This window comes from Deltaproteobacteria bacterium, assembly GCA_026129095.1.
Classification (GTDB): Bacteria; JAGRBM01; JAGRBM01; order JAGRBM01; family JAHCIT01; genus JAHCIT01.
In genome coordinates, this window is sequence record JAHCIT010000001.1 from 242,918 (window position 1) to 267,783 (window position 24,866).

The 24,866-nt window shown below is 61.7% G+C and carries 26 protein-coding genes and 1 other RNA gene; 13 read left to right on the top strand and 14 right to left on the bottom strand.

Annotated elements, in window-relative coordinates; genetic code table 11:
• Nucleotide 1: 1 nt before the first annotated feature.
• Nucleotides 2-367, bottom strand: a transfer-messenger RNA (tmRNA) gene (gene ssrA / locus KIT79_01065).
• 139 nt (nucleotides 368-506) lie between these two features.
• Here ssrA and KIT79_01070 point away from each other — a divergent pair.
• Complete coding sequence (locus tag KIT79_01070) at nucleotides 507-821, top strand: carboxypeptidase regulatory-like domain-containing protein (protein MCW5827881.1); 315 nt, start codon at nucleotides 507-509, stop codon at nucleotides 819-821.
• 8 nt (nucleotides 822-829) lie between these two features.
• Here the strand turns inward: KIT79_01070 and KIT79_01075 are convergent, their stop codons facing one another.
• The 3 genes from KIT79_01075 to KIT79_01085 form a co-directional block, all read right to left on the bottom strand.
• Entirely contained in the window at nucleotides 830-1,879 is a 1,050-nt protein-coding gene (locus KIT79_01075; protein MCW5827882.1) for a hypothetical protein, read from the bottom strand.
• 33 nt (nucleotides 1,880-1,912) lie between these two features.
• On the bottom strand, nucleotides 1,913-3,388 hold the full coding sequence (locus KIT79_01080) for an Rne/Rng family ribonuclease (protein MCW5827883.1): 1,476 nt from the start codon (nucleotides 3,386-3,388) through the stop codon (nucleotides 1,913-1,915).
• An 88-nt stretch (nucleotides 3,389-3,476) separates the two neighbouring features.
• Nucleotides 3,477-4,382, bottom strand: coding sequence for a M23 family metallopeptidase (locus KIT79_01085; GenBank protein ID MCW5827884.1), 906 nt, complete (start codon nucleotides 4,380-4,382; stop codon nucleotides 3,477-3,479).
• Nucleotides 4,383-4,608: 226 nt separating this feature from the next.
• On the opposite strand from KIT79_01085, the gene KIT79_01090 reads away from it, so the two are divergent.
• The 4 genes from KIT79_01090 to KIT79_01105 all read left to right on the top strand — a co-directional run bounded on the left by KIT79_01090 (nucleotide 4,609) and on the right by KIT79_01105 (nucleotide 7,690).
• Complete coding sequence (locus tag KIT79_01090) at nucleotides 4,609-5,616, top strand: N-acetylmuramoyl-L-alanine amidase (protein ID MCW5827885.1); 1,008 nt, start codon at nucleotides 4,609-4,611, stop codon at nucleotides 5,614-5,616.
• Nucleotides 5,617-5,786: 170 nt separating this feature from the next.
• Entirely contained in the window at nucleotides 5,787-6,740 is a 954-nt protein-coding gene (locus KIT79_01095) for a ferritin-like domain-containing protein (GenBank protein MCW5827886.1), read from the top strand.
• Between the two features lie 52 nt (nucleotides 6,741-6,792).
• Entirely contained in the window at nucleotides 6,793-7,188 is a 396-nt protein-coding gene (locus KIT79_01100; GenBank protein ID MCW5827887.1) for a hypothetical protein, read from the top strand.
• A gap of 13 nt (nucleotides 7,189-7,201) precedes the next feature.
• On the top strand, nucleotides 7,202-7,690 hold the full coding sequence (locus tag KIT79_01105; protein MCW5827888.1) for a DUF4149 domain-containing protein: 489 nt from the start codon (nucleotides 7,202-7,204) through the stop codon (nucleotides 7,688-7,690).
• Here KIT79_01105 and KIT79_01110 read toward each other — a convergent pair.
• The 7 genes from KIT79_01110 to KIT79_01140 form a co-directional block, all read right to left on the bottom strand.
• Nucleotides 7,647-8,186: a hypothetical protein gene (locus tag KIT79_01110; GenBank protein MCW5827889.1), complete on the bottom strand. Its 540-nt coding sequence runs from the start codon at nucleotides 8,184-8,186 to the stop codon at nucleotides 7,647-7,649. The genes KIT79_01105 and KIT79_01110 overlap by 44 nt on opposite strands.
• Nucleotides 8,187-8,239: 53 nt before the next feature.
• A complete protein-coding gene (amrS, locus tag KIT79_01115; GenBank protein ID MCW5827890.1) occupies nucleotides 8,240-9,337 on the bottom strand; it encodes an AmmeMemoRadiSam system radical SAM enzyme in 1,098 nt (365 codons plus the stop codon).
• Between the two features lie 200 nt (nucleotides 9,338-9,537).
• Complete coding sequence (locus tag KIT79_01120) at nucleotides 9,538-10,449, bottom strand: hypothetical protein (protein MCW5827891.1); 912 nt, start codon at nucleotides 10,447-10,449, stop codon at nucleotides 9,538-9,540.
• A gap of 96 nt (nucleotides 10,450-10,545) precedes the next feature.
• A complete protein-coding gene (locus KIT79_01125; protein ID MCW5827892.1) occupies nucleotides 10,546-11,433 on the bottom strand; it encodes a hypothetical protein in 888 nt (295 codons plus the stop codon).
• Nucleotides 11,430-12,299, bottom strand: a complete 870-nt coding sequence (locus KIT79_01130; protein ID MCW5827893.1) for a TIGR02147 family protein — start codon at nucleotides 12,297-12,299, stop codon at nucleotides 11,430-11,432. The genes KIT79_01125 and KIT79_01130 overlap by 4 nt, the downstream gene beginning before the upstream one ends.
• A 271-nt stretch (nucleotides 12,300-12,570) precedes the next feature.
• The gene (gene ppdK / locus KIT79_01135) at nucleotides 12,571-15,342 is read right to left on the bottom strand and encodes a pyruvate, phosphate dikinase (protein MCW5827894.1); all 2,772 of its coding nucleotides are present in this window, start codon (nucleotides 15,340-15,342) and stop codon (nucleotides 12,571-12,573) included.
• Nucleotides 15,339-16,664: a glycine--tRNA ligase gene (locus KIT79_01140; protein MCW5827895.1), complete on the bottom strand. Its 1,326-nt coding sequence runs from the start codon at nucleotides 16,662-16,664 to the stop codon at nucleotides 15,339-15,341. The genes ppdK and KIT79_01140 overlap by 4 nt, the downstream gene beginning before the upstream one ends.
• A 180-nt stretch (nucleotides 16,665-16,844) precedes the next feature.
• Here KIT79_01140 and KIT79_01145 point away from each other — a divergent pair, with 180 nt between their 5' ends.
• The 5 genes from KIT79_01145 to KIT79_01165 all read left to right on the top strand — a co-directional run bounded on the left by KIT79_01145 (nucleotide 16,845) and on the right by KIT79_01165 (nucleotide 19,579).
• Nucleotides 16,845-17,651, top strand: coding sequence for an HNH endonuclease (locus KIT79_01145; GenBank protein MCW5827896.1), 807 nt, complete (start codon nucleotides 16,845-16,847; stop codon nucleotides 17,649-17,651).
• Nucleotides 17,652-17,763: 112 nt separating this feature from the next.
• Nucleotides 17,764-18,048 (top strand): hypothetical protein, encoded by a 285-nt coding sequence (locus tag KIT79_01150; GenBank protein ID MCW5827897.1) that lies wholly within the window; start codon nucleotides 17,764-17,766, stop codon nucleotides 18,046-18,048.
• Nucleotides 18,049-18,109: 61 nt separating this feature from the next.
• On the top strand, nucleotides 18,110-19,000 hold the full coding sequence (locus tag KIT79_01155) for an alpha/beta fold hydrolase (GenBank protein ID MCW5827898.1): 891 nt from the start codon (nucleotides 18,110-18,112) through the stop codon (nucleotides 18,998-19,000).
• A gap of 8 nt (nucleotides 19,001-19,008) precedes the next feature.
• The gene (locus tag KIT79_01160) at nucleotides 19,009-19,344 is read left to right on the top strand and encodes a hypothetical protein (protein MCW5827899.1); all 336 of its coding nucleotides are present in this window, start codon (nucleotides 19,009-19,011) and stop codon (nucleotides 19,342-19,344) included.
• A 22-nt stretch (nucleotides 19,345-19,366) separates the two neighbouring features.
• Entirely contained in the window at nucleotides 19,367-19,579 is a 213-nt protein-coding gene (locus KIT79_01165; GenBank protein MCW5827900.1) for a DUF4926 domain-containing protein, read from the top strand.
• Nucleotides 19,580-19,593: 14 nt separating this feature from the next.
• Here the strand turns inward: KIT79_01165 and KIT79_01170 are convergent, their stop codons facing one another.
• Nucleotides 19,594-20,754: an acyl-CoA dehydrogenase family protein gene (locus KIT79_01170; GenBank protein MCW5827901.1), complete on the bottom strand. Its 1,161-nt coding sequence runs from the start codon at nucleotides 20,752-20,754 to the stop codon at nucleotides 19,594-19,596.
• Nucleotides 20,755-20,764: 10 nt separating this feature from the next.
• The gene (locus tag KIT79_01175; GenBank protein ID MCW5827902.1) at nucleotides 20,765-21,748 is read right to left on the bottom strand and encodes a nitronate monooxygenase; all 984 of its coding nucleotides are present in this window, start codon (nucleotides 21,746-21,748) and stop codon (nucleotides 20,765-20,767) included.
• A gap of 230 nt (nucleotides 21,749-21,978) precedes the next feature.
• On the opposite strand from KIT79_01175, the gene KIT79_01180 reads away from it, so the two are divergent.
• Both KIT79_01180 and KIT79_01185 read left to right on the top strand, forming a co-directional pair.
• Nucleotides 21,979-22,308, top strand: a complete 330-nt coding sequence (locus KIT79_01180) for a hypothetical protein (protein ID MCW5827903.1) — start codon at nucleotides 21,979-21,981, stop codon at nucleotides 22,306-22,308.
• 61 nt (nucleotides 22,309-22,369) lie between these two features.
• Nucleotides 22,370-23,182 (top strand): inositol monophosphatase, encoded by an 813-nt coding sequence (locus tag KIT79_01185; GenBank protein ID MCW5827904.1) that lies wholly within the window; start codon nucleotides 22,370-22,372, stop codon nucleotides 23,180-23,182.
• A 4-nt stretch (nucleotides 23,183-23,186) separates the two neighbouring features.
• Here the strand turns inward: KIT79_01185 and gshB are convergent, their stop codons facing one another.
• Nucleotides 23,187-24,146, bottom strand: coding sequence for a glutathione synthase (gshB, locus tag KIT79_01190; protein MCW5827905.1), 960 nt, complete (start codon nucleotides 24,144-24,146; stop codon nucleotides 23,187-23,189).
• A gap of 107 nt (nucleotides 24,147-24,253) precedes the next feature.
• Here gshB and KIT79_01195 point away from each other — a divergent pair, with 107 nt between their 5' ends.
• Complete coding sequence (locus KIT79_01195; GenBank protein MCW5827906.1) at nucleotides 24,254-24,865, top strand: TetR/AcrR family transcriptional regulator; 612 nt, start codon at nucleotides 24,254-24,256, stop codon at nucleotides 24,863-24,865.
• Nucleotide 24,866 lies beyond the last annotated feature (1 nt).

Here is a 24,866-nt window from a genome sequence, read left to right on the forward strand (position 1 = left end):
ATGGTGGAGGCGCCGGGAATTGAACCCGGGTCCGAGAATCCTGTTGTCAGCGGCTACCACGTGCGTCCTGACCTGTTGTGGTTCTCGGCGCCTGGTGTTGGCCGGTCATCCGCCCACCCTGCGCCATGCCCCGGTTGCTTTTAGCCATTGGAAGCCGAGGTGCCTCCCGCAGGCGAGTCCGTATTCATGTCACCCCGGGGCGGGCTTCGGACGGGCCTTCCCCGGAGAACTCGCGGTTTAAATTAGGCCGCGAGAGCCATGTCGTAATCAGCGTCGATTACAGTGTTGCCTCTTGTTAACGCGGCCGAAGGCTCCGCGGCACGCAACCCCTGACTCAGCCGATCCCCGTCGAACCCAATTCGCCCCCGCAGGTCATCCAGCAGGGAAAACCGGTTCTCCGGCATGAAGCGGGAGAGCCCAAGGCTTTCACAAAAGCCAATATAAGGCTTCCTGGCGGAAAGTCGAGGGGAGGTTCGTCAGGGCCCGGGAATGGCTATACTTTCAGCGTGGAGCACAAACTCTCCAGCCTTCCCAGCGCAACCTACCGGGGCCAGGTCAATACCCATGATGGCAAGCCGCTCGCCGGGATGGTGCGTGTATTCTGCGGCGACTCGCCGGTCCTCAACCGCAAAATGGATGGTCAATTTCTGCTCAATCTCGTCCCCGGCCCCTACCGGATTGAAATCCGCGTGGACGGATACCAGTCGATGCAGCACCAGATCACTCTGCACGCCCAGCAGGGCATATCACACCAGTTCGTCATGAATCCGCAATGGCGGCCAGATGCACGGGCTCCAGGCGACCAGCCTGAGGAAAACTAGGCAGTCACTCAGGACTGGTCGAACCATTCGGCAATCTCGCGGTTTTTTGACACCGGATAGGTATGTGACAGGCCCTGCAGCTCACGGTAGGTAACCGGACATCCGGCCGCCTTCAGCCGCTGCTCGGCGAGCCTCGCCGTTTGCACTGGGAACAGAAAATCAGATGTCCCATGGATTACATGGACGGGGAGTTTCTGCGCGGCGGTTTCAACCGGTACCCAGGGCTTCAGGACCCCTGACACACAGCTAACTCCAGTGAACAGGTTAGGATTGGCGAACCCCAGTTCGTAAGCCGCACTCCCCCCGTCGGAAAGCCCCGTCACCAGCACCTTGCCGGGATCAATGTATTCCTCAGCCATGAGCCGCCGCATTTCGGCAAGGATCAGCGGGAAATCGGTTTTTTCATCCCAGGTCGCACCACGGGATTTGGGCGCAAGCCCGTACCAGCACCAGGTGTGCAGTGTCCGCAGCCAGAGCGAAAGGAACTCCCCGGAGCCGCCAAAGGCGCCATGAAGCAGGACAGCCAGCGGCCGCCGACCAGTGGGTATGCGCCCGCTCGGCCGGAAGAGGAGCCCATGCCCGACAATGCTGCCATCCGAGACAAATTCACGCCGGATAATGTCTGCCTTCGGCAGAGGCTCGGTGAACCCTTCCGGCGGGGATACTTCAAGAAAAAACCGCTCCAGTTCGCTCACCACACTGCGATAGGGGAAAAGCGCGACCATGGCATCTCCCGCCGCATGAAAACCCGCCAGCAGCGAGGCGGGGTTGGCCGGATTGAACGGCCCGCTCAGGGTTTGGCAGCCTGCCGCCATGGACTTTACCGATTTCAGCCACGTTCCCAGATGCTCGTCCAGCCCTGCCCGCAGTTCGAGACGCGCTTCCACACCGCGAAGTTTCGGGAGATGGATCTCCCGGAGCCTCTTTTGCATCAGCGGAATTGTCCTGAGATCAATCTGCTCCATTGCCGCGTGCAGTTCGGCCAGGTACGCAAGCAGGTCACGCGCCACCTCCCTGAGCAGCGGCGTGTCTTCCCGGTCAATCACGATATCCGTCATCTATTCATGTCCCGGCATGATCACCCAGAGCCGTCATTTGAGCCGCCGCCGGCCGGTGGATTCCCGGCCAGGCATGACCTCGAACCGTTCGGGATGAAAAGCCTCGATCCCCTTGAATGCGAGGCGCAGCCCCGCTGCCGCTTCCAGTTCCTCCACGCCCGGCAAATCAGCGCCCGTCAGGCGATCCACAACCGCCGGATGGGCATGAACCACCACATTCGGCCCGAGGCCCTTGGCCGCCGAGCGGCGGACCTGCCGGAGAATATCCCGCGCCACCGTGAGCGGCGAGATCGTGCGCCCCGTCCCTTCACAGCAGGAACACACGTCTTCAAGTTGTGCGGTCAGGCTGTCACGCACCCGCTTTCGGGTCATCTCGACAAGACCCAGTTCCGATATCCGGGTAATCGTACAGCGGGCCCGGTCGGCCGCAAGCGCATCGGACAGTTCCTTCCGGACCCGCTCGCGGTTTTCAGTCTTCTGCATGTCAATGAAATCAATGACGATAATTCCGCCCAGATTGCGGAGCCGGAGCTGACGGGCTATTTCCCGGGCCGCCTCCAGGTTGGTGCGGGTGATCGTCTCCTCGAAATCACGTTTTCCCGTATGCTTGCCGGTATTCACGTCAATGGCGGTCATCGCCTCTCCCGAATCGATCACGAGATACCCGCCTGACCGCAGCCAGACGCGGCGCGCCAGCGCCAAGCGGATATCGTCGTCCAGGCCGAAGCGGTCAGCAGCCGGCTCCAGCCCCCGGTGCAGTTCCATGACCGGAAGCAATGCCGGTTTCAGGCGGCCGACCAGTTCTTTCATCGAGAGCATCAGGGGTTCCGAATCGCATATCACCGCTGCAATTCCCGGTTCGATGAAGTCGCGGACGATCCGGAGCGCCAGTTCCGGGGGCCGGTATATGACAGCAGGAACCGGCCCCGACTGGCTGCGCTGTTCGATGCTTCTCCACTCGGCGGAAAGCTCGGCCACGTCAGCCGCAATGGCCGCCGGGTCCGCTTCATGGGCGGCTGTGCGGGCGATCAGACCGGATCCCTCCGGTGCAAGTGCCGCCAGGGTTTCCTTGAGCCGCGAACGATCGTCATCGCCATTGACCCGGTGAGAAACACCGAACACCGGACGTCCGGGGAACAGCACAACGTACCGGCCCGCCAGAGCGATCCGCGTCGACACCTTGGCTCCCTTGGCAGGACCCGGTTCCTTTTCCACCTGCACCAGTATTTCGCAGCCCGGCCGGACGATATCTTCAATGAGGCGCTGCTGGCCGCGTGGCCCCTCGGGCTGGGCATCGCCCGCGAACAGGTACGCCGGGCGCTCCACCCCGATATCGACAAAGGCCGCCTGCATGCCAGGCAGAACCCGGACTACCCGTCCACGGTAGATATTGCCGGTAAGACCTGCGTCCTGGGGACGTTCAGTGTGGTACTCGGCCAGACGGCCGTCTTCGATCACGGCAACCCGGGTTTCAAGCCGGTCATGGCTGATCACCAGTTCGCGCTTCATCAGCCAGTATCACCCCGAATGGCCATACAGACGCAACGGTAGCTTCCGAAAGGCCGGAAGGGTAACGGGAACCGGACGAGAGCAGATTTCAGTTCAGGATATAGCGGAACGGATCGACCGGAATGTCGTTCACACGGACTTCATAGTGAAGATGAGGCCCGGTGGAACGGCCGGTACTACCCACTGCACCGATATTCTGGCCACGAATGACCTTTTCGCCCACCTTCACGAGGGTTTCGGACATATGGGCGTAAATCGTTGTCAGGCCGTAACCGTGATCAATAGTAATGGAGAGGCCGTAAGCGTCCCGCATGCCGGAACGGATCACCGTCCCGGAAGCAGGTGCCGTAATGACGGTCCCCTGCGCTGAAGAGATATCCAGACCTTCATGGAGCCGCCGCTCGCCGGTAAACGGATCAATCCGGTAACCAAAGGTCGACGTCACCCACCCACGCACAGGCCAGATTGTTGGCGTCGCCAGGATCTGCATCTCCTGGCTCTTGAAGTAGTCGAGGAGGACCTCGAATCCCATTTCGGCACGAACGCTACGGCTGCTGTAGGAGGCAAGGTCGGCATCAATACGCTGCAACCGGGCCGCGTCTTCTGGCCGGAAAGTAGAGTATAGCTGCGCTTCGCCCGCTACCCGCGGCCCGCCTGTGCCGCTCTCCGGCTGGCGGGGAGCAGGGTCGATACCGACAATCCGGCGGATCCGGCTTTCCAGTTGCCCGGCCCGGTCAATCTGACGGTCGAGCGTGGCCAGCCGGGCTTCTACCGCTGCCACCTGGGCCCTCAGTTCGGAGTTTTCACTCATCAGGCCGTCTACCTGGACCGCCTGCTGGAAACTGTAGAGGTAGTGGCCAATGCCAAGAATTGCGGTAATTGCTGCCAAGGCGATAATCCGGCCTGACAGAAGCCATGCGGGAACAGTTACCCGCCGAACTTCCCGTTCACCGACCAGTACGACCGTGTACGAACGCTTGGGCTTGGTATCCAATGTCTCTTAACAATCCTGTCCTTAAAAATCACAGGAACGGCGACCCAAACCGACGTTCCCACCCCAGTGCAAGGATCCCGGTCACCATTTCAAAATGGAAGAGCCGCGACTAGACTCCGGCCTGACCAATGGACTCAATGCCTTAAACCCAGTCTCACACGGACAGTGAACTGCTGTCAATAGGCGGGAATTGCTCCTCATTTTGCATTGCGTCAGAATGGCTGGAATGTTTCACAGCCCTCCCAACTGTCCGGTTTCAAAGCCGACCCTGCTGCTTGCCGCACTGATAGGCGTTCTATTCCTCTCCTGTGGACCCAAAAGCGATGACGCAGCGCGTAGCCCTGCCCCGTCATCGGGACAGCCCCCTGCTGCCACTCAGCCGACCGGCACCGCCCCCCCCACCTACCTGCCGACACCACCGGATCTCATCGAACGGTTCGGCACACTTCCCCCCACGCCAGAACAGTTCGACGTGGTGGTGATTGACCCCGGTCATGGTGGTCATGACTGGGGCGCGATCGGAATTGGCGAGATACTGGAAAAAGACGTTGTCCTGGCGGTTTCCCGGTTTGCTGCATCCTGCCTCCGGCAGGAAAAACCGGGCCTCAGGGTGTTTCTGACGCGGGAAGAGGACTTCTTCATTCCACTCGCAGACCGGACGAAGATAGCGAACAACCTGAATGCCGACGTGTTTGTATCGATCCACGCCAATGCTGCCAAAAACCCCAAGGCGCAGGGGATCGAAACCTACCTGATGAACCCGGAGGCCACAGACAGGGAAGCGCACCGGGTGGCGCTGGCGGAAAATGCTTCACTGGGCCTCGAAGGAGCCGATCCGAACGATCCGCTCCTTATGACCTTGTGGTCCCTGAAAAGTGCGCAGCATATCCGGGGAAGCGAGGACTTCGGCGCCGTCGTCCACCAGACGCTCGCCCGCGAATTCAACTTCAGGAGCCGGGGTGTGCTCCAGGCCCCGTTTTTCGTGCTGGTGCGGGCCAACATGCCGGCCCTGCTCATCGAACTGGGATTTCTGACCAACGAGACGGATGCCACTTCGTTCCGGAATGAGGCTTACCTCAAGCGGCTTGGCCGTGGAATCTGCCGGGGGATTCTCGACTACGGAAGCGAATGGCCCCGTAAGCTGGATCTGGGCCCCCGCAAGCGGATGACCGGCGACCGGAAGGAACCGAAGGGCGGGACAGCTTCACCGGGTAAGGAGCGGAAACCGGTGTAACTGAGGCCGTTCTCCTCCTCACCAAAAGTTTCCTATAATTTGCAGCATTAAGCATTCGCGCCGGACTTAGGCTCCGTTTCGCCGCACCGGATCTCCGTCAGAATCCGGAACCCTTCTGACTTGCCGCCTTCGACCACGTCTCCTATGCCTAGGTAGCCTGAGGAGGCTCCATGAACCTCGACCGGATGCTGGACAAATGCCAAAAAGGCCAATGGAACGTCAACGATTTTGACTGGACGCAGAAGCCTGCATCGCTGTCAAGATTTGACGAGATGGAAGCCTGTCAGGCGTTCACCAATCTCATCTATATCGAACGGATCGCAGCTGCAGCGTTCCTTGAGTTCGCCAAGCAGGCAGCCGACCCCACGGAGAAGGCGATCTTCGGGACGTTTTATGACGATGAAATCCGCCATGCCGAAGCCATGTGGCATCTCGCCAAGTATTTCGACGTTCACCAGTACCGCATCTACACGCCTGACCCGAACCTCGTGAAGTTTGTCCGCGCCATGAGCGAAATGATCAATGGCATCTCGCCAGAATTCGCCTCGGCAATGGTCACGGCCGGCGAACTGGTGCTGGACGTGGCCCTGCTCCGCTCGGTGAATGACTATATCGAAGATCCGCTTTCCCGTGCTGTCATCGAAAAGGTGAACCAGGACGAATCCCGCCACATCGCGATGGACTTCTACCTGTGCGAGAAATACGGCCAAGAGGCGGGCGAGCCGCCGTCCCTGAAGGATTTTTTCGATACGATGAGCAACCCGACCCTCGTTTCCGGCATGTACTGGGCCACCGTGGCGCTTTCGGAAATGTTCGGCCGGATTCAGGCAATCATGGACCCGGCAGGGACGCGCTTTATCGAAGCTCAGCGGCGGTTCGCCATGCTGGGCGAGAAGAATCCCAAGATCGCCGCCAACCGGAACTATGCGGCGGTCCTCAGGATCAACACCGTTTCACAGGATTTCTTCGGAGGCCTCCGGCGGATCATGCAGCTGCTACGCGTCGGCCTGTTCCGCGAGATGAAGGAAGCCGAAAAACGTGGAGAAAAGCGCAAGGCTCCCAGGCAATCCGCAGGACATGATCCGGTGAAAACCGCCGTCGATCTCCTGGAAGAGATGAACTGATGTCTCCCTGGCCCCGGTAGCCCCAGCCGGGGGTTTCAGCTAGAAGCCACACATGATTAACCGAGATCCGATCAAACTTTCTGCCGAAGGCCCTGCCAGTGCCACCCGGCTGCATGAAATACTGAATGACCCCGGCCGTCTGCCGGAGTGGTCTTCGCTGGCGGCAAAGGTGAACTCCGTCACCGGCGACACGGTGGAGGCCGAAGCTCCCGGCGGCTCACGGACGATCTCATATGAATACGAGCCGGCCCGCAGCCATCTCGTCATTCGGACCAAGCGGGATACCTTTCCCCAGCAGTTCAGCTTCGAGTTCCGTGACCAGAGCGGCAAGGTACGAATCGATGCCGAAATCTTCCCCGGCGGCGAAATCACCGACGATGCCCGCGCTGAACTCCGTAAATCAGTCGAGGCCGACCTCGCCCGCCTGATCCAGAAAGCCAGGGGCTGACACCCCTCGTTCCATGAACGGATGGCCCCGGTCCCGGCGTTTCGCCGTGGTTATGGCTGCCGCCGCCGTGGGCGCGTCCGGACTGTATTCATTCGTCATCACACCGGCCATGTTCGCCAGGGTCCCGAACCCCGCCAGAGGGGAGATGCTGGCGGCGGTGTTTCCGTACTATTTCCTCGTGATGGCCATGCTGTCACTAGCCGTCATGATGTCCGTCGCTATCTGGCAGAAGGCCGGAACCGCCATCCGGATCTGCGCCGGCATTGCGTCAGTCCTGGCTCTTTTCAACTGGCTTTATGCCGGGCCGGTACTCCGGGCACTTGGCGAGGAAATCCGTTCAGGGAATCTCACCGACCCGGGCCACCCTGTCCGCCAGGCATTTGGCCGCTGGCATGGAATCTCCCAATCCGGAAACCTGACGATGATTCTCTGCTTTATCATCGTGTCGATACTGGCGTTCAGGGAGCGGCCCCCGGCCCCTGTTCAGGCCGAAGACCAGTAGCTTCTGCCGCTTTCTCAGGAAGCGACTCCAGATAGTGAACGCCCTTCCGGATGCGCTCCAGCGTGGCTTCAGCGCCAGCTATCTCGCTGCCCGTCCGGTTCCCCGTGCGACGGGCTTCGGCGAGTGCATCTTCAGTCTCTTGGGCCATTTCCCGGTACCGGTGCAGAAGGCGCCGCCGCTCCTGTTCGTACCGTTCCTTCATCCCCGGAACGGTGGATGACTGCACTTCCCTCATGGCCATAGCCACTTGATCCGGTCCGACCTCGCCGCCACCCCAAGCCGACCAGATCAGCCGGGTCTCGGGGTGCTTCCAGGGCGCATAATCCTCGACCACCTGACGGCTCCACTCGGGCCGGGCATCGCCCATCCACCAGTAAAACCCGAAAGCCGCGCCTAGAATAAACAGGCAGACAATCGTGATCCAGAACCGGATCCGGAAGAACCAGTCCTTCAGGGCCGTCCAGAACGGACGTTTTTTCCGCAAGCTGCCAGCCATGACGAAGAAGCGTAACAGGCAAGGGCGCTATGGTGGCAAGCCCTGCCAGACGATCAGGCAGCGGCCCTAGAGACTGGCTTTACCGGCACGAGTCCGTTCTCCCAGAAACCCGGTACAGGCTCACGGCATCCCGGGCATTCGCCTCCCCTGCCAAGACGGTTTTCCAGAACCCGAAACCCGGTCCGCCGGATGACTGTTTCGCCACACCGGTGACAACGGGTGTCTTCCCAGTTGCCGACCTGCCCGGGCAGATTGCCGGGATAGATGAACCTGAGGCCCGCCTTGACCGCAATCTCCGCCGCCCGGACAAGGTGCCGGGGACCGGTGCGGACGTGGTCCTGCATGTGGTAGTCCGGGTGATAGGCCGTCACATGCCAGGGAATCAGCGGTGAAACCGACGCGATGAACTCCGTCAGACCGGTGAGTTCCTCGTCGGAATCGTTCCAGCCGGGGACGAGTAGCGTGACGATTTCGACCCAGAACCCCCGGTCAACCAGACTGGAAATCGTCTCCAGCACATGGTCCAGCCGGCCGCCCAGTTCACGGTAGTTCTTCTGCGAAAAGGCCTTGAGGTCTACCTTGTAGATATCGCAGTGGGGCTTCAGGAAATCGAGGACTTCCGGCGTCGCATTCCCGTTGGAAACGAACCCCGTGGCGAGCCCACGCGCACGGGCCGCCTTGAATACATCAACCGCCCACTCGGCAGTGATCAGCGGTTCGTTGTAGGTGGAAACCACGACGCGGGAACCGGCCCTGATGGCGATATCGGCAATTTCATCCGGCGTTACCTCCTCGGGTTCCACTCCTGCCACCGGATCGCGAAGCGCCTGCGAAGTCACCCAGTTCTGGCAGTAAGCGCACTTGAAGTCGCACCCGAGCATTCCGAAGGAGAGTGCTTTAACGCCCGGAAACGCGTGAAAATACGGCTTCTTCTCTATAGGGTCATTCTGGATGCCTGCCGCATAACCCCACGGAACATGGAGCTTTCCGCCCTCCATCCAACGGACCTTGCAGACGCCGCGCATGCCGTCCTTCAGGATGCACCGGTGCCCGCAGGCAACGCACCGGAGGCGCCCGTTCGATTCCGGCAGCGCCAGCGGGGTTTCCGTAGTGGACAACCGGTGTAGGTGTTGCTCCAGCGATTCACTCATAGCCGGTGATTAGAGTAGCCACGAATGGCTGGGGGGAAAGAGAAAAGAAAACCATGGGGTGGCCCCGAGGGGTTTGCGAACCGTCTTTCCCCTTGTCCCTGCTTCGGGAGAAAGCCCTGAAACTATTGGCTTTTCAGCCGGATGGAGAAAAAAACGGGCGGCCAGCAGGCCGCCCGTCTCATTATCAGGCTGGACGAGGATCAATCGTCTTCGCCATCGTCGTGGTCATCACCGAATTCGCCGGAGGCCTCAACCGCATCCTTGATCGAGTCAAGGATATCGCACTCATCCGTCGAATCGTTGATCGTGACATGGCCGGTTTCGTCAGCCACCAGATCACCATCAATGATGCATTCACCAACGCCAACGCTGGCGAACCAGGCGTTCACGTCGAGTTCCACGATCAGGTTGTTCAGTGTCGCGGCATCAATGGCTGCTCCATCCACGTTCTCAAACTCGACCTCCTCGTCGAAGTCCAGGGCGAGATCGAACGTGTAGTCGGTGGAGTCATAGTTGAACGATCCGGCCGCCACCAGCGTGTTGCCGAGAATCGGGTCTTCCGTATCTACGAGTTCCTCCTCGTCGTCCTCGTCCACCGAGTCGAACTTGATCTTGATCTTGTTATAGACGAGCGGCGGGAGCAGCAGATCAGCCAGAGACGGTGTCGAGGTTCCGGTCATGAGATCAACGACGTAGGGGCCGGTCACGCGGACCCGTGGGCCATCATCGTCATCCTCTTCCGATTCCTTGCATGTGACGTTTTCCGGCAGGGTAACAGCCCCAAGGTCGGCACAGGTAGTGCCCTCCGGGAGCTCGATATCAATGGTACGGATCGAGACAGAAGCGGAGTTCACATAGAACACGGTTCCGTCACTGCCATGACCTTCGTAATCGACCTCGCCGTCGCCGTCATCGTCGTCTGCCTCGTCACCGTCGCTCTGGACGGTAATGGCATTGGTCGTGGCGGCCGCCGGTGCCGATGCGGACGAGGTCGCACGGATGATGATTCCGCCGCCGATCCCGCTGGCATCGGCTCCGCCGCCGGTGCTTCCACAGGCAGCGAGTGAGAGTGCGGCCAGAAGGGCCAGTGATGTCTGTATCGTGGTTTTCATGAATATCTCCTTCAAAAGATGTCTTTTGAATGTGTCTAGGGGTTGTGGTTTCGGGTTTATTGCGCGCGTTCCGGAACAGGGACAGGGACTATCAGCTCAGTCATCGTCATCCTCGATCTCTTCGTGATCGAGGTCGCCGGACTGTTCGATATTGTCTTTAAGGGCTTCTTCCACGTCCTCGCAGTCGCCTTCCAGGTCGGCCGCGAAGTTGATTGGCTCTACAACTGGATCCAGTTCCTCAATGCAGTCACCGATCGGCAGGTCTGTGAACCACCTGTTCACATCCAGGTTAAGGATGATCCGGTCCAGGGCACCGTCAGTAATACTGATGCCCGCCGGGTTCTCGAACTCCGGTTCGACGTCGAAGTCGAAAGGCATGAGGTAGGAATAGACCGGGTCGTCAGTGGTTTCGGGAGTTTCGTTTGGAATCCGGATCGTACCGGCCGCATAAAGGGTGTGTCCTACAAGAGGGTGATCCGGCGGCAGATTGAGTCCGGAGGACTCCCCGAACCGGATCTTCACCTTCTTGTAGGTACCGGGCGGGACGGTAAGCTCGCCGCTCTCGGGAATCGAGGCGCCAAGGATCAGATCCACCATGAACGGTCCTTCGATGAGTATCCGGTCGTCTTCACAGGATACCGGGGACAGGAATTCGTAGTTTCCGAACATCTCGCAACCGGTGCCATCAGGAAGCTCGATCTCGATGAACTCCACATTTGCATAGCCCTCATTGACCGTGAGGATCGCACCACTGCCGTCTTCCCCCTCGGGGCCGTCGTCATCATCGTCACTGCTGTAGATATCGGCTGAGGCGGCGCTGGCCGCCACAATCGGCGTACCGGCCGGACCTGAAGAAACGGCCTGGACGGTGATCGTGGCGCCATTGCCGGTCTTCACGCCACCGGTCTCTCCGGCGCATCCGGTATCGCCGGAAGCAACGGCAAGGACTGCGGCCATCGTGATGAACAGTCGGAAGGATCTCATTTCTTGCTCCTCTGCTGGCGGGTCACAGGCACTGCCTGAAACCCGATGAAATAAACGTCCCGCGGTTCGCTGGAATCAGCGGGAGGCACGAGCTGGCTGAGGATTTCGTCCTGGAAAGCCGAAATCCGCCGACCGAGTTCTTCGTACTGGCTGCGCGTCAGGTTCACGGTCACCGACGTCACATACCGCTCCTCCTGTGGAAGCCCGTCCAGGCTGGCCAGAGCGTTTTCCAGCATCCGCCGGTGGTAGTTGCGGACCGCGAGGGATGACACCGAGGACGGAGTCTCAAGCGTGTTGTGGGCAGCTTTCAGGACACCGTTTCCCTCCCGGACGAGCAAGCCGGTATCGAGGAGAATGCGAAGGGCCCGCTCGATGTCGTACGGTTTCACCGGCGGGTGCAGCCGCCGGGCGATCCACGCCGGGTCTTCCTGGAAATCCGGATGGCGGACCATCTCCCGGACCGGGAGTGCCCACCAGAGCGAGTAGGCCTCGTAGTGGGCCTTCTCCATTTGCTTGCGCCCGTCGGTGTGCTTCCGGTACCGGCGCAGGCGCCCGTAGTAGTAGTTGCGTTCCTCATCTGTCTTCGCCTGGGAGAGCATCACGAGGGCCCCGAAATCCGCCTTTTCCTTTGCGTCGAGTCCCAGGCCCTTTGCGAACTTCTCGATGGAATCGGTAGCGAGATTGCGGTCGCCGTCCAGAACATGCTTGAGCAGACTCGGCGTATTGAACCCGGCCCGCCGGGCAAACCAGCGGTAGGAAAAGCCGCGCTGATTGGCCTTGAGATAGCTGACCATGGCCTTCAGGAATTCGCGGTAGTTCTCGAAATCCGCCGGCTGGGGTCGCTCTTGTGTTGTTCTCGCTTCCACGAAAGCATGATGACCACTTATTTTTAAAAATAAAGTGATTTTGATAAGTTATATCTAGTAATCGTTCTCAAATACGAGAACACATGATGTGAAATGGTACACGGAATCAGCTGGGCTCGACACTGTAGGCAATGTGGATAGAAATGGATTCCCCAGTCACCAGAGGGAGTTAGCCACAAGTGGTAACGATAGCGGAGCTGGTGAGGTTTGGATTGGAACGGATCAGGGCGGCCAGCAGGCCGCCCATCCCGTTATCAGGCCGGTGAACTGGCTATTTCTTCTTCGGCGGCCGCTTTTCCTCGACAGCAGCCTGTGCGGCGGCCAGCCGGGCGATCGGCACCCGGTAAGGGGAGCAGGAGACGTAGTCTAGACCGAGCTTGTGGCAGAACTTCACCGAATCGGGATCGCCGCCATGCTCGCCGCAGATGCCGAGCTTGATCCCCGGCCGCACCTTGCGGCCCAGATTGCCGGCGATTTCCATCAGCTTGCCCACGCCCGCACGGTCGATCGTGACGAAGGGATCGGACTTGTAGAGGTTCGCCTCGATATAGGCCGGAAGGAACCTGCCGGCGTCGTCGCGTGACAGGCCCATCGTCGTCTGGGTGAGGTCGTTCGTCCCGAAGGAGAAGAACTCCGCCTCGGCGGCGATCTCGTCGGCCAGGATCGCCGCCCGCGGCAGCTCGATCATTGTGCCGACAAGAAACGGCACCTTGGTCCCCTTCTCGCGGTTCACCTCGTGTGCCGTGTCGATCACGTTCTTTTTCAGCTGCGCGAACTCGGCCGCATCGGAAATGATCGGGAGCATGATCTCCGGCGTCACCTTGAGTCCCTCGTCGAGCAGAAGGTCGCTGGCCGCCTCGATCACGGCGCGGGCCTGCATGTTGAATATCTCCGGGTACACCACGGCAAGCCGCGAGCCCCGGAAGCCCAGCATCGGATTGAACTCGTGCAGGCTTTCCACCTTGGCACGGACGGCGGCGGGCGGCTGTCCCAGTTCACGGGCCAGATCCTGTATTTCCTCCTCCTTGGCCGGGAGGAACTCGTGGAGTGGCGGGTCCAGGAACCGGATCGTCACGGGATGGGGCGCCATCGCCCGGAAGATTCCCTTGAAGTCGCTCCGCTGCATGGGAAGGAGTTTTGCCAGCGCATTCTCGCGGGCCTGCCGGTCGCCGGCGAGGATCATTTCCCGCACGGCGAGAATGCGGTCCGGCTGGAAGAACATGTGCTCGGTGCGGCAGAGGCCGATACCCTCGGCCCCGAACCGCCGGGCCAGCTCCGAATCGGCCGGCGTGTCGGCATTGGTGCGCACCTTGAGCCGCCGCTCCCGGTCCACGAACTTCATGAAGGCATGGAACTCGCCCGACAGCTCCGGCTCGAAGGTTTCCAGCCTGCCCAGCATCACCTCGCCCGTGGATCCGTCCAGCGAAATCCAGTCGGCTTCCTTCACGACGGCTGTCTGGCCGCCGCGCCGGGTGGTGAACTGGGCCTTGTCGTAGTCGATGGCGATCTCGCCGCAGCCGGCGACGCAGCACTTGCCCATGCCGCGGGCCACCACGGCGGCATGCGAGGTGCGGCCGCCGCGCTGGGTGAGGATGCCCTCGGAGGCGGTCATGCCGCCGATATCCTCCGGCGAGGTTTCCACGCGCACGAGTATCACCGGCTCGCCGAGATCCTTCAGCTTCTGGGCGTCGGCGGCCGAAAAGACCACCTTGCCCACCGCGGCCCCCGGCGAGGCGTTGAGGCCCTTTGCGACCACCTTCTTGGGCGCGTTGGGGTCGAACCGGCGGTGCAGGAGCTGGTCGAGCTGCTCGGGTTTCACGCGCAGGATCGCCTCCTGCGGTGTGATGAGCTTTTCCTTCACCATGTCCACGGCCATGCGGATCGCCGCCTGCGCGGTACGCTTGCCGTTGCGGGTCTGGAGCATGAACAGCCGTCCATGCTCGATGGTGAACTCGATGTCCTGCATGTCGCGGTAGTGCTTTTCGAGCTTCTCGTATATCCGGACCAGCTCGCGGTAGGCGGACGGCATCACCTCCTCAAGGGAGCGCTGCGTGTCGTTTTCCTTGCCCGCGATGTTGATCGGCTCCGGGGTCCGGATCCCGGCCACCACATCCTCGCCCTGCGCGTTGACGAGGTATTCGCCGAAAAAGCGCCGCTCTCCGGTGGAGGGATCCCTCGTGAAGGCGACGCCCGTGGCGCAGTCGTCGCCCAGGTTCCCGAACACCATCGCCTGCACGTTGACGGCCGTGCCGCCGGCCGAGGAGATGTTGTTCAGCTTGCGGTAGATCTTCGCCCGCTCGTTTTCCCACGAGTTGAACACCGCGCTGATCGCGCCCCAGAGCTGCTCTTCCGGGTCGGTGGGGAAGTGGTTGCCGGTACGGTCAACGACGAGCCGCTTGAACCGCTCGACCAGTTCCTGCAGGTCGCCGACCGTAAGCTGGACGTCCAGTTCCACCCCGCGCTTGTGCTTGAGGTCGTCGATGATTGCCTCGAACGGATCCACTTCCTTGTCGCTCTGGGGCTTCATCCCCATCACGACGTCGCCGTACATCTGCACGAACCGGCGGTAGCTGTCCCAGGCGAACCGGGGGCTCCCGGTATAGGCGGCGAGCCCCTCCACCGTCCGGTCGGTGAGGCCGAGGTTCAGCACCGTGTCCATCATGCCGGGCATGGAGTCCCGCGCGCCCGACCGGACACTGAACAGGAGCGGCTTCTCGACGCTGCCGAACCCCCGGTCCATCAGGGTTTCCACGCGGCGGAGCGCTCCGTCCACCTGCTTTTTCAGTTCCTTCGGATAGCGGCGTCCGTTGGCATAGTAGGACGAGCACACGGCCGTCGTGATCGTGAAACCCGGAGGCACGGGAAGCCCCATGCTGGTCATCTCGGCAAGCCCCGCGCCCTTGCCACCGAGAAGGTCTTTCATGTTGCCCCGGCCGTCGGCCTTCCCGTCGCCGAAGAAGTAGACGAGCTTTCCCTTGCCCGGAGCGGCGGCGCTGGATGCTTTCACGGCCTTGCGGGCCCTTGCGGCTTTTGCTTTCCTCATGACAGTTTCTCGCCGAGGTAGTCGATGATCCCGCTGGCTGCGACGCGTTCCTGCTTCATCGTGTCGCGGTCGCGCACGGTGACGGTGCCGTCCTTCACCGAATCGGCGTCTACCGTGATGCCGAACGGCGTTCCGATCTCGTCCTGCCGGCGGTAACGCTTGCCGATCGAGCCGGAGAGATCATAGTCCACGTTCCACCGCTTCTTGAGGTCGCGGTACAGCCTGTCGGCCATCTCCGGCATGCCGTCCTTCTTCGTCAGCGGAAAGACGGCCGCCTTCACCGGCGCGATCCGGGGGTGGAACCGCATGACGATGCGGGTTTCGGGCTGGCCCTTCTCGTCCGGCGCGGTGTCCTCGGCGTAGGCGTCCACGAGGAACGCCAGCGTCCCGCGGTCGGCCCCGGCCGACGGCTCGATCACGTAGGGAACGAACCGCTCGCGGGACTGCGGGTCGGTGTATTCGAGCGACTTGCCCGAGAACTGCTGGTGCTGCCTGAGGTCGAAATCCGTCCGGTTGGCGATCCCCTCCAGTTCCGACCAGCCGAAGGGGAAAAGATACTCCACGTCCGAGCAGCCCCGCGCATAGTGCGCCAGTTCGTCCGCCTCATGGGCCCGCAGGCGCAGGTTTTCCTTCCGGATACCCAGGTTCACGTACCAGTTGAACCGGGCATCCTTCCAGTAGTTGTACCACTCCTCGTCCGAGCCCGGCTTGCAGAAGAACTCGATCTCCATCTGCTCGAACTCGCGCACCCGGAAGGTGAACTGCTTGGGCGTGATCTCGTTCCGGAAGCTCTTGCCGATCTGCGCGATCCCGAACGGGATCTTCTGCCGCGAGGTCTCCAGCACGTTCTTGAAATTGACGAAGATCCCCTGCGCCGTCTCCGGCCGGAGGTAAACCTGCGCGGCGGTGTCCTCCATCGGGCCCACGAAGGTCTTGAACATCAGGTTGAACTTGCGCGCCTCGGTGAGCTGGCACTCATCGTGCTGGCCGGGGGCCTTGCTCGGCTTCTTCGGGCACTGGGATTCGGCCAGGTGATCCTCGCGGAACCGGCCCTTGCAGGTCTTGCAGTCCACCATCGGGTCGCTGAAGCCCGACACGTGCCCCGACGCCTCCCAGACGCGGGGGTGCATGAGGATCGAGCAGTCCACCCCGGCCATGTCGTCCCGCTCGGTGACGGTGCTCCGCCACCACTCGCGCTTGACGTTGTTCTTGAGCTCCACGCCCACGGGGCCGTAGTCCCAGCAGCCGTTCAGGCCGCCGTAGATCTCCGACGACTGGAACACGAACCCCCGCCGCTTGGCGAGGGAGACGATCTTCTCCATGGTGACGGTCTGGGACACTTTTTTGACGGTTCCTTGCTCGGTTTGGAGTCAGAAATGGCCCGCCTGCCGCTCACGGCCGGACGGGGACCGGTATCTGTCCCGAAGGGTGAGGCAAATCAAGGGGTTGGGGGAGGGCGGGAAGGGTGGCCGAAACCCATACGAAATGGCAGATTTCGGGGGATGCCCAAAGAGCGCCGCCACTGGACCCGTGAGGAGTTGATTCTTGCGTTCAACCTGTACTGCCGGATGTCGTTCGGGCGGCTGCACCGGGGGAATCCGGAGATCATCGCTCTTTCACAGCGGATTGGACGTACGCCCAGTTCCGTCGCCATGAAAGCCTGTAACTTTGCCAGTCTCGACCCCATGCACCGGGAGAGGGGCGTCAAGGGGCTCACAGGGGCGAGTGAAATGGACCGGGCCATTTGGGCGGAGTTCCACCAGAATTGGGAAAAGTTGGCCTTCGAGAGCCAGCGGCAGCTTGCAGATTTGCCGCCAGCAGCGACGATGGCAGATCAAGAAGGCCTCTATTTCCCCAAGGGAGAAACCGAAAAAAGCGTCACGGTCCGAGTGCGGCTCGTTCAAGGATTTTTCCGCGAATCGGTGCTCTCCAGCTATCGGAACGAATGCGCGTTCTGCCGTATCCAGCCGGGCCAACTCCTGAACGCCAGTCATATCGTTCCGTGGAAGGATAACGTCGAAAAGCGGGCCGACCCGACGAATGGCCTCGCCCTCTGTGCGCTCCATGACCGAGCCTTCGACCGGGGGCTGATGACCTTGGACGACGGGCTCAACATAGTGGTGGCGAAGGAGTTGAAGCAGGTGAAGAACCCCTCACCGGTCCACAAGGCGGCCCTAATCGACCTCGAAGGGGAACCGCTCCGAAAGCCCGAAAGGTTCGCACCCGATCCGGATGCCCTCGACTTCCACCGAAATAGCATCTTCGGGAAAATCTCCAACGACCCGGAAGATGAACTCATTGTTCAATAAATCCTGCGCCGTCCTGGCCAAGCTCCCCCTTCAGATCAAGCTCGGTTGAAACCGCAGCGCTAGACACCGGTTTACGGCCTAGCCAGGTACGACTGCAGGGGAAGCTTTCACCATGAAAATCATCCTTGAAATAGACAGTTTGGATTTGGCGCAAATCACCAGCGGGTTAGAGGCCCGCCGGGATGCTTGGAAGCGAACCCTAGACTATTTGCGTGGCATAGACCCTTGCGACGACTTCTTGATTGAAGAGTGCAAAGACGCCAGTGAGGCAGAGGCGATCTACAAGGATTACGATAGGATTTTGTCCGACTTGTACCATCAGGAAACAAGCTACCGCCAGCAAACGGGCCGGGTAATTGGTCAACTGTTATCGTCATTCATGGCAGAGCACCGATAACAGAAGAAGCCTCAATCTCATTTCCGCCCTTCCTCCCCCTCCGCTACACTCCCCCTCTCCCATGCCCGAACCCGTCACCATCACCGCCCGCGACGGCTGGCTCCTGAAGGGCGACCTGCACGAGCCCTCCGGCTCCGCACGGGGGACGGTGCTGGCCGGCCATGCGATGATGGCCAACCGCCGGAGCCTTGACCGGCCGCCGGGGGAGGGACTGGTGGCGACGCTCGTCCGGGGCGGGCTGCGCGTCGTGACGGTGGACGTGCGCGGCCACGGGGAGAGCGGGCCGCTGCCGCCCGAGGGCGGCGCCTACAGCTACGACGACATCGTGGAGAAGGACATTCCGGCGGCGGTGGAGTTCGTCCGCACGCGGTTTCCCGGCAAGGCGGCGCTCCTCGGCCACTCGCTCGTGGGCCACGCGGCGCTCGCCTGGCTCAGCGGGCCGGAGGCGGCGGGAACGGGCGGACTTTCCGCGATCGCCGCCTACGCGCCGAACGCGTGGCTGAAGTCATGCGAGCCGGACGAAAAACGGTGGCAGGCGAAGCTCGCCCAGCTCCGGATGTGGGAGCAGATGTCGCAGGCGAAGGGATATTTCCCCGCCCGGCAGATGAAGATCGGCTCGGATGACGTGTCGGGGCCCTATATCCGGCAGTTCGTCCAGTGGGCCAGCGAGGACCGCTGGGTGTCGCTCGCGGGGCGGGACTACCGGGCCGGGCTCGCCACGCTCCGGATACCACTGCTGGTGGCCGTGGGGGCGGGCGACCGGATGCTCTGCGTGCCCGGATGCTGCGAGCGGTTTCTCTCGCCGGTCCCGGGTGAGCGGATCACCTGGTGGCTCGTCTCGGAGGCGGGCGGCTTCGGCCTCGACGCCGACCACATGCCGCTCGTGACCGACGCCCGCGCCCGCCCGCTGTGGGAACGCACGGCGGACTGGCTCCGGGACCGGCTGGGGTGAGGGCGGCCGTGAAACTACCCAACGGTGACCGGGCAATTATCGACATCCGCAAGCTGACCGGATACTGCCTGAATCCGGACCACCCCACCGGAAAACACAAGGCGAGGCAGTTCGAAGTCGCCGCCGGAATAACCGCACAAAACGCCGGCTCCCTGCGGGACGCCCTCGCGAAGGCGGCCTTTGAGCGTGAAGCCATTACCGTCAAGACCAACGAATACGGCGTCTTTTACCAGATCGACCTTGATTTTCCGGGTCCAGCCGGACCGGTCCGGGTCCGCTCGGCATGGATCATCAACCGGGGCGAGAATGACCCGCGGCTTGTGACCTGTTTCGTCCTCCGGTAGAATTGCCCTCATGAGTGAGCCCATCAGAGAACTGGACGCTGTCGCACTGGCCGAGCCAATCCCCGGCCAGAATCTCCAGCGCGGCCATGTGGGCACGGTGGTTCATCAATATCCGGACGGGACGCTGGAAGTGGAATTCAGTGATTCTCGGGGCGTCGCCTACGCCTTTGCCACAGTCCAGCCGGATCTGCTTATCCGTCTTTACAATGAGCCCCCGAGGGCCAGGGCTGTATAGCGGCCACTCCCCGTTCAGATCGCAAACCTTTTGACGAGGTTCCTGGCGATGAGGGTTTTCAGCACCTCGTTGGAGCCCTCGCCGATCAGCATGAGCGGGGCGTCGCGGTAGAGCCGCTCGATCTCGAACTCCTCGGAAAATCCGTAGCCGCCGTGGATCCGCATGGCCTCGAGCGCGTGGCGGGCGCAGGCCTCCGAGGCGAACAGCTTCGCCATGCTGGCCTCGAGGTCGCACCGCTCGCCGCGGTCCTTCTTCTTTGCGGCGTTCCAGACGAGCAGCTCGGCTGCCTCAAGATCGGTGGCCATGTCGGCAAGCTTGGCGCCCACGAGCTGGTGCTGCCAGATGGGCTTGCCGAAGGTCTCGCGCTCCTGCGCGTATTTCACGGCCGCCGTGAAGGCCGCCCGGAGCACGCCCACGCTGCGGGAAGCCACGTTGATGCGCCCGAGCTCCAGCCCGTTCATCACCTGCAGGAACCCCCTGCCCTCCCATTCGGGTCCGCCCACGAGGTTCGATGCCGGTACCGGGAAATCCTCGAAGGTGAGTTCCGAGGTCGGAACGCCACGCAGACCCAGCTTGGGGATGTTCTTCGACACCCGGAAGCCCGCATGGCCCTTTTCGATGATGAACCCGCTGATGCCGGCGTGCGGCGGATCTGACTGCGGGTTGGTCTTCGCCAGCAGGAAGAAGGCGTTTCCGTCGGAATTGGTGATCCACATTTTCGCGCCGTTGACGCGGTAGACGTCGCCGTCGCGGATCGCCTTCGTGCGCATGGAGGCGACGTCGCTGCCCCCGTGGGCCTCCGACAGGGCGAGCCCGCCGCGCAGTTCGCCCGTGGCCATCCTGGGCAGCCACCGCCGTTTCTGCTCATCGGTACCGAAGGTTTTTACCGAATGGGCCATCATCGTCTGCGTGTTGAGCATCGACGACAGCGTCATCCAGCAGGCGGCAAGCTCGGCCACCACCAGCGCATAGGTGGAGGTGTCCCAGCCAAGGCCCCCGTATTCGGCAGGGATGGTGGCGCCGAACAGGCCCAGTTTCCTGAAGCCCTCCAGCGCCTCGTGCGGGTATTCGTCGTTGTGGTCCCAGCGCGAGACGTGCGGCCGGATATCCTTCTCCAGCCACCGGCGCACCGAGTCCAGTATCTGCGTCTGCTCGCTGTCGGGTTCGATGGGCATGGACGCCAACCTATGCCTTCACGACAAACCCCGCAAGCCGCTTCTGGATGATCTCCTCGGCCTCGCGGACGATCCGCTCCACCAGCACCCTGACCGTCGGAATGTCATGAATGATGCCGATTACCATGCCGGCCGACCAGATGCCGGCCTCCAGGTCGCCCTTGTCGATCACATCCTTGCCCTTGACGCCCGCGACGAGCGGCGCGAGCTCGGCAAAGTCGGTCTGGCCGGGCTTGGCCTCGATCTCAAGCACCTTCTCGGCGACACCGTTCCGGTAGATGCGCGCCGTGTTCCGGAGCGTCCGGAAGATGAGCGCCGTCTGCCGCTCGTCAGATTCGACGATCTTCTGCTTCACGTTGTCGTGGATGGGTGCCTCTTTCGTGGCAAGGAACCGCGTTCCCATGTTGATCCCCTCGGCACCCAGGGCGAGCGCGGCAGCCAGTCCCCGGCCGTCGCCAAAGCCGCCGGAGGCGATGATCGGAATTCTTATCTTGTCGGCCGACGCCGGCAGCAGGATGAGCCCCGGGATGTCGTCCTCGCCGGGATGGCCCGCGCATTCAAAGCCGTCGATACTCACCGCGTCGCAGCCGATCTGCTCGGCCTTCACCCCGTGCCGGACGGAGGTGCACTTGTGGATCACCTTGATCCCGGCCTCCTTGAACATGGGAAGGTATTTCTCCGGGTTGCGGCCCGCCGTCTCGACGATCTTGATGCCTTCCTCGGCGATCACCCTGGCGTACTCGTCATACGGGGTCGGCTTGATGGTGGGAAGGATGGTCAGGTTCACCCCGAACGGCTTTTTTGTCATCTCACGCGTGCGGCGGATCTCCTTGCGCAGATCCTCGGGCGTGGGCTGCGTCAGCGCCGTGATGAATCCGAGCGCACCAGCATTCGCAACGGCCGACACCAGCTCGGCCTTGCCCACATGCTGCATCCCGCCCTGCACGACGGGGTGCTCGATACCAAAGATTTCCGTAAAGCGTGTTTTCAGCATTCCTGTTCCCTTCCCTGCCGGCGGCCTGATCAGCACTGACACCGGCGTCAGCCGGGGATAGTCACCCCCGCCCTGAATGGCAACAGGAAAAACCGGGCCGCCGCCGGGCGGCCCCGAAAGCCCTCGTTGACCCGCCCCCACGCGGGAAGCTACTAGAAATCCCGGCCGCCGGTTTCCGCCGCCGGAGCGGCTTATTCCCAAGCGAGGCGGACCAGAAAAGGGTGGGTTCCATGTCTGAAACCAGGTCCAGCCGCCGGCCCTCCAGCCCGATTGCCAACCTCCAGCGCGAACTCCGCAAGCGCGGGCAGGCCCAGATGCAGCAGATGATGGGCAAGATGATGCAGAACCCGGAACTGATGAAGTCGGCCGGCCAGGCGATGGCCCTGCTCTCGCAGGTAAACCAGGCACGCGCCAAGGGCGTAAAGCCATTGAACGAGGTGTTCGCCGATATCGACCGGGCCATCGAACGGCTGGACAAGAAAGTTGACCAGATGACGGCCCGCCTCAACGACCTTGCCGCCAAGGCCGACAAGCTCGCCGCCAAGCCGTCGGGAAACTGAACGCGATCCTGCCCGAACCCGCATACCCTCTTTCCGACGGGGAAGTAGGGCCGTCATCTCCATGACCGCACCCACGCCGTCCGACCTGAAGCATTATCTCGCCTTCGCCAGCGAGACTGGCCGCGCTGCGGGCCAGCTCATCCGTGAAAAACTGCGCGAACAGAAAACTTTCCGGTCCAAAAGCGCCGAAACGGATCTCGTGACGGAGACCGATCTGGCGGCCGAACGGCTCATCGTCGCTGCCATCGGGAAGAGCTTCCCCGGCCATTCGATCCTCGGCGAAGAAGGAACCGGGGACCGGCACTCCGGGGCCGGCTACCAGTCCGGTTACTGCTGGGTCATTGATCCCATTGACGGGACCACGAACTTCGCCCATGGGCACCCCATTGTGGGCTGCTCGATCGGCCTGACGTGGAACGGCGAGCCAGTGGCCGGTTGCGTGAATTGTCCGGGGCTCAACGAGGAGTTCCTTGCTGCCAAGGGGCTCGGTGCGACGCTGAATGGCGAGCCGATCCGGGTTTCCGGCGTGCCCACCCTGTCCCGGTCCCTCCTCGCCACCGGGCTGCCCTATGACCGGCGTGAACGGGCCGACCATTACCTCGCCCGCTGGAAAAAGTTCCTGATGGTGTCACACGAAATCAGGCGGCTGGGGTCGGCCTCCATCGACCTGTGCTGGGTCGCCGCCGGCCGCGTGGACGGTTACTGGGAGGAAAACCTCAAGCCCTGGGATATCGCCGCCGGCATCATCATCGTCCGCGAGGCGGGCGGAATGGTTACCGGTTTTGCGGGCGAACCGCACGACCTGAACGGCCGGGAGACACTGGCCACCAACGGCCTCATCCATTCGGAGATGTCAGCCCTCCTAAAGGGCTGAAACCTTATCCGAGAATATCCGCCAGTTCGGCGAGGATCTTCCCTGAATGGGAGACTCCTGAAAATGCCTCCAGTTCGACAAGCCCGGTTGGCGAGGTGACGTTGATCTCGGTCAGATATCCGCCAATTACATCAAGACCAACGAAAAAAAGTCCGTGTTCGAGGAGCGATGGTGCCAGTGCGTCGATCAGTTCCCGTTCACGCGGTGTAATGCGTGCCGGTTCCGCCTTCCCACCGGCGGCCAGATTCGACCGGGCCTCACCCCGGCTGGCAACGCGATTGATCGCTCCAAGCGGAATGCCGTTCCAGAGGAGTATCCGCTTGTCGCCCTTTTTCACCGCCGGGAGAAATCTTTGCGCCATCACGGGACGTGTTCCGCGCCGGGTGATCTCTTCCCAGATGACGCCGTGGTTCTCCCCCTTCAGGTCCCATATGTAGACGCTCCGTCCTGCAAACCCGTCCAGCGGCTTCAGCACGATCCGTCCGCCCTGCTCCCGGCAGAACGCATCGATATCATCCCGCCGTGCAGTCACCAGTGTCGGAGGCATCCAGTCCGCGAAGTTGAGGGCGAAGAGTTTTTCGCTGGCAGCGCGGATACCCTCCGGCTCATTGATTACCGGTGCCCTGGAGTAGTCCAGCATCCACAGGGCCTGGAAATACTGCTGGTCAACCGGTGGATCCTTGCGCATCAGGATTACATCCACCTCGCTGCTCCTGACTGTCACCGGCTTACCACGTACCTTCCAGAATGATGTCTCCGGGCGGGTGCGGGTGCCCTGCCGGATCACCACTTCGGTCAGGCAGAGCTTCAGCTCCGGCCCCTGCAACGAAAGCCCACCTGTTTCACAAACAAGTGTCCGATGGCCCATCCTGGAGGCGGTCTCCAGGAGTTGAAGCGTTGTATCGTGAAATGGCACCAGTGTGTGCACAGGATCGATAATGGCTGCGATGATAAGCTTGCCCATAAGCAGGGAAGAACCTGTCCCGGCACGCCTCACAGGGCAAGACAGATAAAAACTGGACACTGTTGTCTAGGTTGACTGAACCCGTTAGGTTGGGCCGGTTTACGTTTATGGCCCCGCAGCTTTCACCCCAGATGCAGGAACACCGCCAGAAGCGGCTTCTTACGGTCGCCATGGAGGTGTTTGCCGAAAAGGGATATCACGATACGTCGGTGGACGATATCCTAGAACGGGCAGAGATCGCCCGTGGCACCTTTTACCGGTATTTCGACAACAAGCGGGACTGTTTCGCACAGGCGCTCGACTACTTCTTCGAGCAGATGATGAACTTCATCCGTCCGCTCGACATTTCCGAACTATCGCTTGAGCAGTACCAGTCACTGTTCCGGACCCTGAGCCGGTCAGTTCTGAATAACCCCGGCAACCGGAAGTTCACCCGGCTGGTGCTTCTGGAAGCGCCGACGCTGGGCACCGACTTCCGCGACCGGATTGACCGCTTTTTCGACAGCCTTGTCAATCTCGTCGCCGCCTACATCCGCAAGGCGGTCGACAAGGGACGAATCGCCCCGATCGATCCCGTGTCGGCGGCCCACGGAGTTTTGGGGCTCGGAAAAGAGGCCCTGCTGCTCTGGTACCGGAACGACCCAGCCAAACCGGGGGTCGATACCCTGATAGAAAACCTGCTCCAGCTCGCCTTCTTCGGAATGATGCCGAGAAAATAGA